The organism is Bradyrhizobium australafricanum, assembly GCF_020329495.1.
Lineage (GTDB): Bacteria > Pseudomonadota > Alphaproteobacteria > Rhizobiales > Xanthobacteraceae > Bradyrhizobium > Bradyrhizobium australafricanum.
Map to the genome: position 1 here is coordinate 152,420 of NZ_JAGKJL010000004.1, position 15,318 is coordinate 167,737.

Genomic DNA, 15,318 nt, shown 5'->3' on the forward strand with positions numbered 1-15,318 from the left:
TCGGCCACCTGACGCTTCTGGCTGAGTTGCCTAAGCTGTCCCCGTCATCCTGAGGTGCGAGCTCTTGCGAGCCTCGAAGGATGCACGGCCCCATCTCTGGCCGATTCATCCTTCGAGGCCCGCTCCGCGGGCACCTCAGGATGACGGGGCCGAAGGGGGCCGTCCTGGCTACAGCATTCCGGCGGCAAACCTCGCCAGCGCATCCGCGACGCCCTTGCCGTAGGCCGGGTCGGCCTTGCTGCAATTCGCGACGTGCCGTTCCTGGATGTGCTTCGACGCATTGCCGACCTGACGGGCGGTGTTGTCGAACAGGGCCTGCTTTTGCGTGGCATTCATCTTGCGGAACAGATCGCCCGGCTGCTGCCAGTGGTCGTCATCCACGCGATGATCCCAATGCGCGGCCGCGCCTGACAATTCGAGTGGCGGCTCGTTCAGTTGCGGCTGGTCGGTCCACTCGCCATGGCTGTTCGGCCAGTAGGTCAGCGTGGCGCCCAGATTGCCGTCGGTGCGCATCGCGCCGTCACGATGATAGCTGTGGAACGGGCATTTCGGCGCGTTGACCGGAATCTGGTGGTGGTTGACGCCGAGCCGGTAGCGTTGGGCGTCGCCATAGGAGAACAGGCGCGCTTGCAGCATCTTGTCCGGCGAATAGCCGATGCCGGGCACGACATTCGCCGGCGTGAACGCCGCCTGCTCGACCTCAGCGAAGAAGTTCTCCGGATTGCGATTGAGCTCGAAGGTGCCGACCTCGATCAGCGGATAATCCGCCTTCGGCCACACCTTGGTCAGATCGAACGGATTGAACGGGAATGCCTTGGCCTGTGCATCCGTCATCACCTGGATGAACAGCGTCCAGCGCGGGAAGTCGCCGCGCTCGACGCTCTGGAACAGGTCGCGCTGGTGGCTCTCGCGGTCCTTGCCGACCAGCGCCTCGGCCTCGGCATCGGTCAGGTTCTGGACGCCCTGCCGGGTGCGGAAATGGAATTTCACCCAGACGCGCTCGTTGTCGGCATTGATCATGCTGTAGGTGTGGCTGCCGAAGCCGTGCTGGTGCCGGAAGCTTTTCGGGATGCCGCGCTCGCTCATGACGATGGTGACCTGGTGCAGCGCTTCCGGCAGCAGCGTCCAGAAATCCCAGTTCATGTCGGGGTCGCGCACCCCCGTGCGCGGATGCCGCTTGATGGCGTGGTTGAGGTCGATGAAGCGCAAGGGGTCGCGGAAGAAGAACACCGGGGTGTTGTTGCCGACCACGTCCCAATTGCCTTCATCGGTGTAGAATTTCAGCGCGAAGCCGCGGATGTCGCGCTCGGCGTCCGCCGCGCCGCGCTCGCCGGCGACCGTCGAGAACCGCGCGAACATCGGCGTCTGCTTGCCGATCTCAGAGAAGATGCTGGCCTTGGTGTAACGCGTGATGTCGTGGGTGACGGTGAAGGTGCCGTGCGCGCCGGCGCCCTTGGCGTGCATCCGCCGCTCCGGGATCACCTCGCGGTGAAAGTGCGCCAGCTTCTCGATCAGCCAGACGTCCTGCAGCAGCGCGGGTCCGCGCGGCCCCGCCGTCAGGATGTTCACATTGTCGGCAACGGGGGCGCCGGAGGCGTGGGTCAGAAACGGTCTTTTGGTCTCGTCGTTCATCGAAAGCTCCTTGCTGAAGGTCAGCACTTCGCCGTCCCGACGCCCGCGGGGAGGCCAGGCGAAAGGCGATTGCATCGCGGATGGATGACGGCCGGCGAGGAAGGGAGAGCCCGGTGATCGACAAATTGTGAAGCGGGTTTGCGATCCCTCGACGCCGTCGTTGTTCTCCGATAGCTGCAGGATTAAGAACCGCGGCCGATCGATTCAACGAGCGCTATCCGCCGATTCCAGCCAAATGTCCGTCGATCCCGGCCAACGCAATCGTGGCCGCCGGTCCGGGCAACTGCCGCTCGGCATGCCGGCACGCGAATTCTAAATCCGGTGTCAGAATCTGGCGCATTTGTCAGTTGAAGTCGGGCATCGGCTTGCGTCTTCTGATCATGCTCGCGTGCGGCGATACGAGTTCGCCGCGGTCCCAATCAGGGAGGGTTTCATGAAGAACAGGCTTCTCACGTGTCTCACGGCAGCGACGCTCGCTGTCAGCGTTGCGCTTGCACCCGCTGCCCTCGCCAGAGGCGGCGGTGGTGGTGGCGGACATGGCGGCGGTGGCTTCGGTGGCGGCCACGGTGGTGCCATGGGTGGCGGCATGCATGGTGGCGGCTTTGGCGGCGGCATGCATGGCGGTGGTTTCGGCGGCGGGATGCGTGGTGGCGGCGCGGCGTTCGCCGCCATGGGCGGCGGCGGCGGCCATTTCGCTGGCGGGCGCTTTGGTGGTCCACGCTTCGTCGGTGCACCGGCAATCGGCCCGCGGTTTGCCGGCGCCGGATTCCGCGGTTCGCGCTTCTTCCATCATGGCGGCTTCTTCCGCCACCACCGCTTCCATCGCTTCGCGTTCATCGGCGCGCCCTATCTCTATGCCGGCTATGACTACGGCTGCTACCGCAGGGTATGGACGGCCTACGGTCTGCAATGGGTCAATGTGTGCGGGGACTATTGGTGATCGCCCAACCAACCGCACCGTTGTCGCGGTCGTCGCCAGACGTTCCATCCTGCCCCGGAATGGGATAGTCTGGCGGCGATCGTCGCGGGGCGGCCGCTCGGAGAGTTTGAGAACTCGGAGAGTTCAACACAGCTCGGAGAGTTCAGGAATATGACCGGTGCTCACCGCCGCATTCTCGTCGTCGAGGACGATCCCGAAACCGCGGATCAGCTCGTCGAGGAGCTCACCACCAGCGGTTATGATGTGGATCTGGCGGCGAACGGCCGCGAGGCGCTGAGCCAGGGTGCGGCGCGCGACTATGCCGTGATCACCATCGATCGCATGCTGCCCGACATCGACGGCATCACGGTAATGCGTCAGATGCGCGACGGCGGCATTGCGGTGCCGTTCCTGATCATCAGCGCGCTCGGCGAAATCGACGACCGGGTGCGGGGCTTGCGCGCCGGCGGCGACGACTATCTGGTCAAGCCGTTCTCCTTCGTCGAACTGCTGGCGCGGCTGGAGGCACTTGGCCGCCGCAGCGAGACCGTTGCCAAGGAGACCATCCTGCGGGTCGGCGATCTCGCGATCGATCTGATTTCGCGCACGGCGAGCCGCCGCGGTCGCAAGATTCCGCTGCTGCCGAAGGAATTCCAGCTGCTCGAATACCTCGCGCGCAACGAAGACCGCGTGGTGTCGCGCGCCATGCTGCTGCGGCATGTGTGGGACCTGCACTTCGATCCCTCGACCAACATCATCGACGTCTATGTCGGGCGTTTGCGCCGCAAGGTCGACGACCAGCAAGCCTACCCGCTGATCCACACGATCCGCGGCATCGGATACTGCCTCCGTGCTCCTGGCTAAGACCTTCAAGTCGTCGACGTTCCGCCTGGCGTTGATCGCCATCGGTGCCTTCGGCCTGATCGTTTCCGCGATCTTCGCCTATGTCTACTGGTCGACATTGTCCTATGTACGCGACAGGTCCGACCGCGCGATCATGACCGAGCAGGCGAGCCTGGCTGACGCCTATGCGCGGTCCGGCCGCGATGGCCTGACCGCGCTGATCGCGCAACGCGTCGCGGACAAGGGCTTCGCCGATCATGTGTATTTGTTGGTCGGTCCCGGATCGACGGTGCTGGCGGGTAATCTCAGGCAGTGGCCGGCGGGCGCCGCCGAGAAGGGATGGGCTGAATTTCGTGCCTCCCTGCCACAGCTCTCCCAGGGAACCTCCCTGCTGCGGGGTGTGACGGAAACCCTGTCGAACGGCGATCGGCTGCTGGTCGGCCACGACATCAGCGATCTCGACGGCTTCATGGCCCAGATCAGGGCCGCCGGCATTGCCGTCGTCGTGCTGATCATCGGGCTTGCGGCCGCTGCCAGCATCGGCGTCACGCGGCGAACGGTCGGCCGGATCGAGTCGATCAATGCGACCAGTCGTGCCATCATGCTCTCCGGCCTCGACCAGCGCATCCCGCTCCGCGGCAGCCATGATGAGTGGGATCGCGTCGCCGAGAATCTCAATCTGATGCTGGACCGGATCCAGACCTTGATGGGGGACGTCAAGCAGGTCAGCGAAAATATCGCCCACGACCTACGCACGCCGCTGACCCGGATGCGCGGCCGGCTCGAGAAAGCCTACCACGCCCCGCGGAGCGGGGAGGGCGATGCCGCGCTGATCGGCGACACCATCGCCGATCTCGACGCGGTGCTCGGGATGTTTGCGTCGATCACGCGGATTTCCGAGATCGAGACGCGAGCCCGCAAGGGTGCGTTTCGCACCGTCAATCTCGTCGAGATCGCCGCCGAGGTGGTCGAGCTCTACGATGCCGCGGCTGAGGAGGTTACCACCCGGCTCGACCTTGCCGGCGATCAGGCGGTGCTGGTTACCGGGGACCGTGACCTGCTGTTCGATGCGATTGCCAATCTCGTCGACAACGCCATCAAGCATGGCCGCCCGGGTGGGCGGGTGATGGTGATCTGCGACAACGATGAGCGAGGCGCGGTGATTTCGATCGCCGATGACGGCCCCGGCATACCCGCCGAGCAGCACGACCGCGTCTTCAAGCGGTTCTACCGGCTCGAGCAGAGCCGCTACACGCCGGGCAACGGCCTTGGCCTCAGCCTGGTCGCGGCGGTCGCGAGCTTGCACGGTGCACGGATCGAATTGCGCGACAATGCGCCGGGATTGTTGTGCAGGCTGGTCTTTCCCGCCGCGGAAACGTAGGGCTAGCGCGGAGTGACCCACAAAATCGTTTCGCGAGAATGAAAGCGTATGACCCGCCGGCCAAGCTATACATTCGATGTCGTCCCTGCGAAAGCACTAGCGTATATACATATCCTCCGCAGTCTTTCCGGAGTCTTCTCAAAGAGTTGGCCGAAAACCGCAGAGAACTTACTCATCTGCACTAGGGTTGCGCCCGCCGATTTCGGCTCTCGCCTAGTAGCTAACCCCTTGATGATGAGTCGGTTTTCTAGCCTCGAAGAGATGTGTAAATGCCCTAGTGCGAAAGCAGGGACCCATAGCCACCGCTACTGATTGGCTTGCGCCGGTGGGGCCACAGTTCACTTTAACAACGCAACCCTGTGGTTATGGGTCCCTGCTTTCGCACTAGGGCATGCACACATTTCTGAGGCTCCATCCGAGAGCAACGGCGCGGAAGTAATCGAGACCGTTTTTGAAGGTGATGGGGCCTGGTGGCTTGGAGGACGGATAGCCGTCCCATCCTCCAATGCGGCCGATAATCCAGGCCGCCCAGGCAAGACGATCGGACGGATGCGGGTTCTTCAGTCGTCTGTTCCTGGCTTCAAGCTGCTGATTGAGGGCGGTCAACGCATCGATCTCGCTGGGATTGAAGGCAACGTGAAGCGACTGCTGGCTCCCGTTGCGCGCTTGCAGGAGCTGGATGGTGATGATCGCGGCCTTGGCAGCGATGGCAACCAATTTGAGAAGCCGGCCGGCGGTGCCGATCTGGCTATCCTCGAGCTTGAAGCCCTGCGTCTTGAGGACGCGGAAGAACTGCTCGATGATCCAGCGCTGCTTGTACCAGGCGACGATGCGCCAGGCATCGTCTGAACTGGTGACCTCGTGAGAGGTGAGAAGACGCCAGTGCAACGGCTCGACGTTGGGATCGGCATTGATCTCGCGGACGTCAACGATGGCCAGATGCAGGCTTTTCGGCAAATGGCGCAGGAACTTGCTTTGCGGCCGGGCCAGCTCGATTGCGCCGAAGCGAAGTTCGAGGTCCATCGGACGTGCAGGCCGCCCCGCACGCGCAGGCAACTCGATGATGCGACGCTCTACCGCCGTCATGGCGTCGATCGCCGCATACAAACCCGTCGTGTCGGCCAGCTTGCGATCATGCATGCTGCGGGCGATCACGCGGTAGTCTTGCTCGGCTGCGCTGGCATAAAGAGCAAAGATGTCGCTCTCGCGGTCACCAAGCAGGGTCACCATTGCAGCACCGGTAAGCAGCGGCTTGGCCGCAAGGGCGGTGGCAATCCAGCGCTGCGATTCCTTGTCCGACAGGTCGCGGCTGTCATGCGAGACGCTCCGAGGGCCTTCACGCGTCCACACCTCGCCGCTCAAAAGTCCCAGGCAGGTGCCATTGTCCGCATCCACCGCCAGCATCGGGTGCAGCAGCACGCCGTGGTGATTGCCCTTGCCGATCTCCCCGAGCCCGCGCCGGCGTTGCGGCGTGGTGTTGAAGTGGATCTCGCTGGTGTCCTGGATCGCCAAAACATGGCGGCCTGTAACCGCCGCAGCAGTGCTTTCGCTCCAGCTTTCGATGATGCGCTCCTTCGTCACCTTGGAGTTACCGAGAAAGCGGTTGAACCGCACCTCCAGCGCGCGGTCTCCCTTGGAAAGCCGCCGAAGGCATACATCCTTGCCCGCGACCATGCGTCCGATGAGCGCCGCCCCCCTTTATCGAGACGACCATCCTCGAACCGGCCCAACGTCCAGTCAATCCGCGACAACATGCTGGCACCTCCGCCCAAGCCGAAGTGCCGTAATAGAAGTCACCGAGACCCCCGATTCTGGAATCCCCAATCTCTGACCCGAGTCAATCCGTCGCACCAGATGTGTGCATCCCCTAGTGCGAAAGCAGGGACGACGACGGAGTGGAGTCTCTTTCAAAACCTCCCCGCCATCTCCACTAGCCGCCGGTGCGCCGCCTCGCGGGCGGCGCGGATCGGTTCGGTGGGCCCGGTGGTCGGGCCGATCGGCACGAAACGCACGTCGCTGATGCCGATGAAGCGCAGCGCCTCGCGCAGATAGGGCGTTGCCATGTCGATGCGGCCGCGGTTCATGCCGGTGACGAAGTCGCTGCCGCTTGCCAGGATCACGACCGTCGGGCGGTCGTTGAACAGCGGCAGATAGCCCTGCGCCGGATCGAAGCGGAAGGCCAGCCCGGGCTGGATGATGACGTCGAGCCATTGCTTAAGCTTGTAGGGAATGCCGAAATTCCACATCGGCGTCGAGATCAGCACGCGATCGGCCAGCGACAGCCGCAGCGCGAGGCGCTCGGCGATTGCGAAGGCGTCGTGCTGCGAACTGGTGAAGCTCTTGCCGCCGATCCGGGCGTATTTGGCCTCGAGCAGATAACCCTCGAATTCCGGCAGCGGTTCGCGCCAGAGGTTCATCGCGTCGATCTCCCAGTCCGGCCGCGCCTGACGGAAGCGATCGAGAAAGGCACGCGCGCCGGCCGCCGATTCCGAATCGGGGCGCGGTGAGCAGTTAAGGTGCAGCAGCTTCGGCACCGCGCCTCCCTAGCCGAGTGCCTTGATCACGGTGTCGGCGTTGGTCACGACGGAGACGTTCTGGAGCGCGAAATTGATCGCGGCGTTGTGCCAGTCGGCATTCATGGTCGAGCAGCAATCCTCCGGCGCGATCATGAAATAGCCTTTGTCGGCGCCGGTGCGCGCGGTGTGCTCGACCGACATGTTGGTCCAGGCTCCGGTATTGATAATCATGTCGCGGCCGGTTGCCTTCAGGATGGTCTCGAGCCGCGTGCCTTCCCAGGCGCTCATCCGCATCTTCTCGACCACGAAGTCGCCCGGGCGCGGCTCGAGTCCCGAGACTGGTGCCGCGCCCCAGCTGCCGCGCACCATCGCCTTGCTGTCGACCAACCCCTCGAACAGCGGCGCATTGAGCGTGACGCCGGGCGCGCCCGGCTCGACGACGAACCAGACATGGATGATGACGACGCCGCGCGCTCGCGCAGCCTCGGCCACGCGGCGCACATTCTCGACGACATGCTGCTGGCGGGCGTGTGCGGGCGCACCGGACTCGGCGAACGCGCCGCCGTCCATGATGACGTCGTTCTGCATGTCCTGGATGATCATCGCGCAGCGTTGCGGATCGAGCTGCATCTCACCGGCGGCGAGATTCGGCGCAGGCGTGGACGAAGCGGCACCCGCGCCGCCGCGCTTGCCGCTCATATAGGGTTCGTGGCGGGGGCCGACCTTGGTCGGGATCGCATAGACCGAATGGGTGGCGGTCAGATAGAGCGTGCGGAAGTCGGCGCCGCCCCAGGCGAGGTTGGCGACGAGCTCGGGCAGGCGCACCTTGCCGAGCAGGTCGCCGGCGGGCGAATAGACCCAGACGCCGCCGGGCGCGGTGACCCAGACATTGCCGCGCTGGTCGCACTTCATGCCGTCGGGCAGGCCGGGCTCGAGTTCGGAGCGGATGCCGGAGGCGAACACGCGCGGATTACCGAGCGAGCCGTCTGCCGTGATGTCGAAGGCGCGGATCAGCGCCTGCACGGTGTCGTTGACATAGAGGATGCGCTCGTCGGGCGAGAAGCACAGCCCGTTCGGTTGCTCGAACAGATAGCGGTCGACCAGCAGTTTCGGCGCGCCGCCGCCGGGCGGCACGCGATAGACGCCCTGGAAGCCGAGCTGGCGCGGCCGTTCGACGCCATAGACCGGCATCCGGCCGTACCAGGGATCGGAGAAATAGATCACACCGGAGGAATGCACACAGACATCGTTCGGACTGTTGAGCTCCTGGTTCTCGTAATGCGAAGCCAGCACCTCGCGCCGCCCGTCGGGCCGCTCGCGGATCAGCGAAGACGTCGCGTGCTCGCAGACGATCAGATTGAGGTCCGCGTCATAGGTCATGCCGTTGCATTTGTTCGATGGCCGCCTGACCTCGACGACGCCGCGCCGCGCATCCCAGCGCCGGCGCACATCGCCCGGCATGTCGGAGAACAGCAGGAAATGATCGGCCGGATGCCAGATCGGTCCCTCCGTGAAATCGAAGCCGGTCCCGACCTGGCCGACCGGCGCGTAGGGATCGATCAGGTCTTCGAACTCGCTGCGCAGCGTGACATGCGTCATCGCCTCGATCCTCTACGCCGGGAACCAGTTGCGCTGCGGCAGGCTCTGCACGACAGGCCCGGGTACCTGGTCATGCAGGCGGCCGACCACCATGCCGCCCTCGATCTTGGCCGGGCGATCGTGCACCGGCAGCAGATAGCGCGAACTCGAGAGCCGCTTCTTGATCGCGGCCTTCTCGGCGCGCTTGCTGGTGCCGTGGTTGCCGGTGGTGCGCGGCTCGGCGTCGTGGATCTCGTTAAAGGGATTCACGATCTGGTCGTTGAAATCGTAGATCACGTCGCCGCAGATCGTCGCGATTCCGTCAGCCGTGTGGACATGGATGTTCATCGAGCCTTCGGTATGGGCGTTGGCGGCGTCGCAATACACGCCCGGCATCAGCTCGACCGGGCCGGTGATTTCGAGGTCGAGAAAGCGCAGCGCGCTCTTGGTGTGCAGGCGGTCGATCAGGTGCTTGATGTCCGGCGCCGGATACTGAGGGTGCATCAGGCCCGAGACGGAGTATTCCAGCTCCTTGCGGTTCAGCACGACGGTCGTGTTCATCGGGAACAGGTCGTCCTTGCCGGCATGGTCGATGTGCAGGTGGGTGTGACAGACGAAGCGGACGTCGCCCATCCGCACGCCGTGGCGGGCAAGCTGGTTCTCGATCATGTTCTCGTGGAACTGGAGCCCGCGCATGCCGAGCGTCTCCATGATCTGGTTGGAGCGATAGCCGGTGTCGACCAGCACGGGGTAAGGGCCGCCGAGGATCAGGAAGCCGAGCGTCAGCACGCGGCGAGTGCGGCCGCAATTGTGCCCGAGCACGAGGAAGCTCGATTCCAGCTCGATATCGCCATAGTCCAGAATCTTGATCTCTAGCGGCATCTGTCTCCCTCCCAATTCCTGTTTGTTGTTATGTTCGTGCCCGCGGTGCGGCTATGGCTCCAGCCGATAGACCCGCGCCGCCGTCGTGCTGAAGATCGCATTGCGCTGTTGGGGACTGAGCCGTTCGGCCGCCGTCTTGAAAGCGGCGATGAGATCGCGATAGCTGGTCCACAGCTTCTCGATCGGAAAGTTCGAGCCGAACAGGCAGCGGTCGGCGCCGAAGATCGCGACGGTATCGGTCACCACGCCGGCGATATGCGCGGCATCGTTGCGATGGATGAAGGTGCCGAGCCCGGACAATTTCGACACCACGTTCGGGCATCGCGCGAGCCGCGTCATCCCGGTGCGCCAGGTGGCGCGGCCCTGCGGCGACAGATCCTCCAGCATGCCGGCATGCTGCAGGATGAACGTCACGTCAGGGCAGGCCTCCGCAAGGCCGGCCGCATCGGCCATCTGCGGCGCGAACACCTGCAGGTCAAAACTCCAGCCATAGTCGGCGAGGTGGCCGACATTGCGCCGGATCACGGGATCGGTGCAGAGATCGGCACGGGCGGCGAAGCGATAGAGCGGGTTCTCGTGCCAGTGCAGCTGCATGCGCACGCCGCGCACCAGCGGATAGTGCTTCAACCGATCGAGTTGCGGCCGGACGTCGGCGACGGAAAAATCGGCATAGGCGACGAGGGCGTGCGGCCAGCCGTGCTGGTCCGCGGTCTGCTGCACCCAGGCCGCCTCGTCCTCGAACTGGCCGTTCGGCCAGTTGGTCTGGACATAGACCGAGCGGGTGACGCCGGTGCCCTTGAGGTCGTCCAGATACTCCTCGATCGGATAGTCACGGCGGATCGGCTCGTAGGGGCCGAAGATGCGCGGCTGCATCGGGCCGGACAGCCAGGCGAGATCGGCCTGCCGCCAGATGTGATGATGTCCGTCGACAATGCCAGTCACGCGGCTCTCCTTGTTCCAAGCGACAGCAGATGCGCGACAACAGCCGCGCTGGATCCGCCGTCCACGAGATCGTCGATGAAGCGCTGGATCGCGATCAGCGCCTCGGTTTGCGGCGTGAAGCCGGGCGAGGTTGCGAGCGGCGTCAGCCAGCTAACGCGCCAGGCCCGCCGTGCCAGTTTTGCCACGGCATCGCGCAGCGCAGCCGGATCGCCGCGTTCCAGGCCGTCGGAGACGATCACGACCGCGGCGCCGCGCGCATATCCGCCGAACCGGGGCACGGCGAGGAAGGCCTGCAGCGCATCGCCGATCCTTGTGCCGCCGTCCCAGTCGCTGACCAGGAAGGAGGCCGCGTTCAGCGCCTGCTCGCGCCGCTTCAGCCGCAGCGCCGGCGTGACGCGGGTCAGTCTTGTGCCGAAGGTGAAGACCTCGACATTGCCCGCCGCCTGCACCAGCACATGCGCGAGCTTCATGTTCTCCTCGGTGCGCGCCTTCATCGAGCCGGAGACGTCGATCAGGAACAGGATCTTTCGCGGGCGTTGGCGGCGTCGCATCCGCCCGAGCCGCAGCACCTCGCCGTCATTGCGGACGCTGTCGCGCAGCGTGCGGCGCAGATCGGCGAACGGGCCACTGCGTCCACGGCGGCGCCGGTGGCCGCGCCGTCGCGGCAGCCGCCGTGCTGCCTCGCGCGACAGTTTTCGCAGCGGATCGCTGGTTGTAGTCTGTGCAAAGCGTCGCTCGACCAATGCCTCGGCCCGCGCTGCGGCGAGGCCGGATTCATTGGCCTCGTCGGCGAGCGGCGGCTCGTCCTCGCCGCGGCCTTCCTCCTGCAGGCGAACGGTCTCCTCATCCTCGCCCTCGGCCTGCTCGATGGCATCAGCGCCGCGGAAATGGATGTCGAACAGCCGGTCATAGGTTGCGCGACGCTCCGGCGGCGGCGCCAGCGTCGCGAGCCCGGCCTGGCGGATGTGCTCCAGGCTGCGCGGCCCGAGCAGCTCGATCGCGGCGAGGAAGCTCGTCGTCTGCTCCGGCGCGACCGCGAAGCCGTTGGCGCGCAGCAGCGCGACGAACGAGACAAATATCCGCGCGGCGCGCGGCAGTTGCTGGTCGTCACTCATGCGGCCGCCTCCGCGATGATCGCATCGAGCCGCGGTGAGATGAAATGCAGATCCTCCTCGTCCTTCAGCGCGACGCCGATCGAGCGCTTGAACGCGTCCGGCCAGCGCGCTCCGCCCTTGTTGAGCAAGGTCGCGGCCTCCGCCCAGTCGACCGCCTCGGCGATCCCGGGCGCTTTGCTCAGCGGCTCGCGGCGCAGCCGGCCGACGGCGGCGACCACCGCGCGGGCGGTGGCCTCGGCGACGCTGGAGGCGCGCATCATCACGATGCGCGCCTCGCGCTCGGCATTCGGATAATCGATCCAGTGATAGACGCAGCGCCGCCGCAGCGCCTCGTGCAGATCGCGCGTCCGGTTCGACGTCAGCACCACGACGGGATGTTCGGCAGCGCGCACCGTGCCGCGCTCGGGGATCGAGATCTGGAAGTCGGAGAGGAATTCGAGCAGGAAGGCCTCGAACTCCTGATCGGCGCGGTCGATTTCGTCGATCAGCAGCACCGTCGCGTCGGGCGCGCGCAGCGCGGCCAGCATCGGACGCTCGATCAGGAAGGCGTCGCCGTAGATGTCGATGCTCTCCTCGCCGGCCTGCCGGATCGCCAGCATCTGGCGCGGGTAGTTCCACTCGTAGAGGGCCGCGGCGGCGTCGATGCCTTCGTAGCATTGCAGGCGGATCAGCCTGCGGCCGAGTACGGCGGCGATCGCTTTTGCAGCTTCGGTCTTGCCGACACCCGGCGCGCCCTCGAGCAGCAGCGGCTTACCGAGCGCCAGCGAGAGATAGGAGGCGGTCGCGATGCCGTTGTCGGCGAGGTAATAGGCCGCGCGCAGCGCCTTCTCCAGCGCCTCTGGGCTGTCGATGCCGACGATGTTGCTGCGGACCGGCATGGAGAAACCTCAGCGCCGTGGCTGCGGCCGCGCGCCGCCCTGCGCCTTGATCGCGCGGAGCACCTTCTCCGGCGTGATCGGCAGATCGTCGATCCGCACCCCAACCGCGTTGAAGATCGCATTGGCGACCGCGGGAAGCACCGGATTGGCGCACATCTCGCCCGGTCCCTTGGCGCCGAACGGACCGTCGGGCGCCGGGCGTTCCAGCACCGCGATGTCGTGCGGGCAGATGTCGCCCGGGCCCGGCATCAGATATTCGACGAAATCGCGCGGACCGTGCACCGGCTCCGGATAATAAGGCTCCGGCGTCTCGTAGAGCGCGTGGCTGACGCCCATCCAGGCGCCGCCGACCAGCTGCTGCTCGACCAGCCGCGGATTGAGCGCGCGGCCGAGTTCATAGGCGGAGTCCATCCTGACCATGTCGACCTCGCCGGTCTCGTCGTCGACCTCGACCTCGGCGACGAGGCAGGCATGCGCGTAGCAGGTCGCCGGCGACATCTCGCCGGTTTCAGGATCGACGTCGGACAGCGGCACCAGGAAGATGCCGCGGCCGGAGATGGTCTTGCCCTGCTTGAACTGCGCGGCGATGGCGACGTCCTTGGTCGAGATCGAGCGATGCGGAGCACCCTTGACGTGGATGTTGCCGCGGCCATCGGTCTCGAGATCGGCGGCATTCACCTCCAGTTCCTCGGCGGCGGCCTCCATCATCACGCCGCGCGCCTCGCGCGCCGCCGCCATCACGGCGTTGCCGACGCGATGCGTGCCGCGCGAGGCGAACGAGCCCATGCAGTGCGGGCCGGTGTCGGAATCCGCGGTGTCGACATAGACGTCCTCGACCGGCACCCCGAGCGTCTCGGCGCAGATCTGCCGCGTCACCGACTTCATGCCCTGGCCGAGATCGATCGAGGACAGCGCCACGGTGAACTTGCCGCTGGGGTTGGAATGCACCAGCGCCTGGCTCGGATCGCCGCCAAGATTCATGCCGATGGGATAATTCACCGACGCGATGCCGCGTCCGCGGTGCCTGGTCATGGTCAGCGCCTCCTGGTGCCGAAGACGGAAGAGAAGCGGGTGGCGCCATGCGACGGTGCGGCCGGCCGCGGTGGCGGAGGTGACGGCGGCGGCGAAGAGGGCGGTGGCGGCGGCTCGCGGGTAGCGGCCGGCGCGCGGTCATACGTCGTGCGCTGCTGGGAAGGCGCGGCCGACGGCGCATGTGGCTCGCGCGGGGTCGGCGTCACGGCGGCGCGCGCGCCGCCACCATCCTTGCGCGACGACATCCGCTTGAAGTCCTCCCGGAGCGGCCATTTGGCCTTCTCCGCGGCGACCTGCACGCATTCGATCAGCGCGGTGTTCTTGGCCTCGCGGCGGTGCGCCTTCATGTCGCCGTCGCGATACGCATTGAGGATCCGGAACTCCATGGGATCCATGCCGACCAGATGAGCGAGCTTGTCCATCTGGCATTCGATGGCGAAATCCATCGCGGTGACGCCGAAGCCGCGCATCGCGGTCGCCGGCGTGCGGTTGGTGAAGACGCAATAGACGTCGCCATGAACGTTCGGGATCGTGTAGGGGCCGGGCAGATGGGCGGCGCATTTCACCGCCGCATAGCTCGACAGCCGCGTATAGGCGCCGCTGTCGAAATAGGCGCGCGCCTTGCGGGCGACGACGCGGCCGTCGCGCATCACGCCGTCCTTGATGTAGATGCGCTCGGCGCCGCGCGGCGGGCCGTACTGCATCTCCTCCTCGCGCCCGAACACATAGCGCACCGGGCGACCGGTCAGCATCGCGCCGAGGATGCAGAGCGGTTCGGTCAGCGTATCGACCTTGCCGCCGAAGCCGCCGCCGACCGTGCCGCCGATGAAGTGGAAGGTGTTGGATGGCACGTCGAGGATCTTCGCGCAGGTGTCGACCGAGAAGAACAGCGCCTGCGTCGAGGTGTAGACGATGTAGCGGCCGTTGGTGTCGGGAGCTGCGATCGAGCCGTTGGTTTCGGTCGGCGCGTGCTCGATCGGCGACATCTGGTAGCGCTGTTCCAGCACATGGTCGGCCGTCGCGAGCGCGCGGTCGGCATCGCCGAAGCGCAGCTGCTGGTGATCATAGGTCTCGTGATAGGTGAAGGTGTTCTTGGGATAGACCTCGTTGACCACGGGCGCGCCCGGCTTCAGCGCGTCCTCGACATCGAACACCGCCGGCAGCGGCTCATAGTCGATCTTGACCTTTGCGATGGCCTCATAGGCTTCGCGCGGGCTGTCGGCGACGATCGCGACGATGGGTTCGCCCTTGTAACGCACCTTGTCGACCGCGAGCGAGGGCTCGTCGTCCTTGCCGAAATTGATCAGGCTGAGCAGCGTGTTCAGGTTGCGCGGCACGTCGGAGGCGCGGATCACGTGCCGCACGCCCTGCGATCGCTCGGCCTCGGAGGTATCGATGCGGCGGAGTCTTGCGTGAGAATGCGCGCTGCGGACCACCTTCAGATGCAGCATGCCCTGCAGCTTGTGGTCATCGAAATAGGGCGAGGTGCCGGTCACATGGCCGAGCATGTCCTGGCGCTGCGTGCCCTTGCCGATCTCTTTCAGATTGTCGTCGCGCTCGTCGGCGAAGATATCCTTGCGCAGTTCCAGCATGGCACTGT

Annotated in this window: 12 protein-coding genes and 1 pseudogene; 3 read left to right on the plus strand and 10 right to left on the minus strand. The window is 65.6% G+C overall.

The window, feature by feature from the left end; all coding sequences use genetic code 11:
- Positions 1-168 precede the first annotated feature (168 nt).
- Entirely contained in the window at positions 169-1,632 is a 1,464-nt protein-coding gene (locus J6525_RS06050) for a catalase (RefSeq protein WP_225642824.1), read from the minus strand.
- A gap of 433 nt (positions 1,633-2,065) precedes the next feature.
- On the opposite strand from J6525_RS06050, the gene J6525_RS06055 reads away from it, so the two are divergent.
- The 3 genes and pseudogenes from J6525_RS06055 to J6525_RS06065 all read left to right on the plus strand — a co-directional run.
- Positions 2,066-2,572, plus strand: coding sequence for a hypothetical protein (locus J6525_RS06055; protein ID WP_225642826.1), 507 nt, complete (start codon positions 2,066-2,068; stop codon positions 2,570-2,572).
- Between the two features lie 150 nt (positions 2,573-2,722).
- Entirely contained in the window at positions 2,723-3,415 is a 693-nt protein-coding gene (locus J6525_RS06060; RefSeq protein WP_225642827.1) for a response regulator transcription factor, read from the plus strand.
- 424 nt (positions 3,416-3,839) lie between these two features.
- A pseudogene (locus tag J6525_RS06065) lies at positions 3,840-4,775 on the plus strand (sensor histidine kinase); the annotation flags it as partial.
- Positions 4,776-5,159: 384 nt separating this feature from the next.
- Here J6525_RS06065 and J6525_RS06070 read toward each other — a convergent pair.
- The 9 genes from J6525_RS06070 to J6525_RS06110 all read right to left on the minus strand — a co-directional run bounded on the left by J6525_RS06070 (position 5,160) and on the right by J6525_RS06110 (position 15,310).
- Positions 5,160-6,449 carry an IS4 family transposase gene (locus tag J6525_RS06070; RefSeq protein ID WP_225642830.1) on the minus strand — a complete coding sequence of 430 codons (1,290 nt, stop codon included), beginning with the start codon at positions 6,447-6,449 and terminating at the stop codon, positions 5,160-5,162.
- A 233-nt stretch (positions 6,450-6,682) separates the two neighbouring features.
- Complete coding sequence (locus J6525_RS06075; protein WP_225642832.1) at positions 6,683-7,309, minus strand: FMN-dependent NADH-azoreductase; 627 nt, start codon at positions 7,307-7,309, stop codon at positions 6,683-6,685.
- A 9-nt stretch (positions 7,310-7,318) separates the two neighbouring features.
- Complete coding sequence (locus J6525_RS06080) at positions 7,319-8,890, minus strand: isochorismatase family protein (RefSeq protein WP_225642834.1); 1,572 nt, start codon at positions 8,888-8,890, stop codon at positions 7,319-7,321.
- Positions 8,891-8,902: 12 nt separating this feature from the next.
- Positions 8,903-9,751 carry an MBL fold metallo-hydrolase gene (locus J6525_RS06085; protein ID WP_225642836.1) on the minus strand — a complete coding sequence of 283 codons (849 nt, stop codon included), beginning with the start codon at positions 9,749-9,751 and terminating at the stop codon, positions 8,903-8,905.
- 51 nt (positions 9,752-9,802) lie between these two features.
- Positions 9,803-10,693, minus strand: coding sequence for an amidohydrolase family protein (locus J6525_RS06090; protein WP_092081360.1), 891 nt, complete (start codon positions 10,691-10,693; stop codon positions 9,803-9,805).
- Complete coding sequence (locus J6525_RS06095; RefSeq protein WP_225642838.1) at positions 10,690-11,808, minus strand: vWA domain-containing protein; 1,119 nt, start codon at positions 11,806-11,808, stop codon at positions 10,690-10,692. The genes J6525_RS06090 and J6525_RS06095 overlap by 4 nt, the downstream gene beginning before the upstream one ends.
- The gene (locus J6525_RS06100) at positions 11,805-12,686 is read right to left on the minus strand and encodes an AAA family ATPase (protein WP_092081356.1); all 882 of its coding nucleotides are present in this window, start codon (positions 12,684-12,686) and stop codon (positions 11,805-11,807) included. The genes J6525_RS06095 and J6525_RS06100 overlap by 4 nt, the downstream gene beginning before the upstream one ends.
- Positions 12,687-12,695: 9 nt before the next feature.
- Positions 12,696-13,718 carry a xanthine dehydrogenase family protein molybdopterin-binding subunit gene (locus J6525_RS06105; RefSeq protein WP_028333322.1) on the minus strand — a complete coding sequence of 341 codons (1,023 nt, stop codon included), beginning with the start codon at positions 13,716-13,718 and terminating at the stop codon, positions 12,696-12,698.
- A 2-nt stretch (positions 13,719-13,720) separates the two neighbouring features.
- Positions 13,721-15,310, minus strand: a complete 1,590-nt coding sequence (locus J6525_RS06110; protein ID WP_225642840.1) for a xanthine dehydrogenase family protein molybdopterin-binding subunit — start codon at positions 15,308-15,310, stop codon at positions 13,721-13,723.
- Between the last annotated feature and the right edge of the window lie 8 nt (positions 15,311-15,318).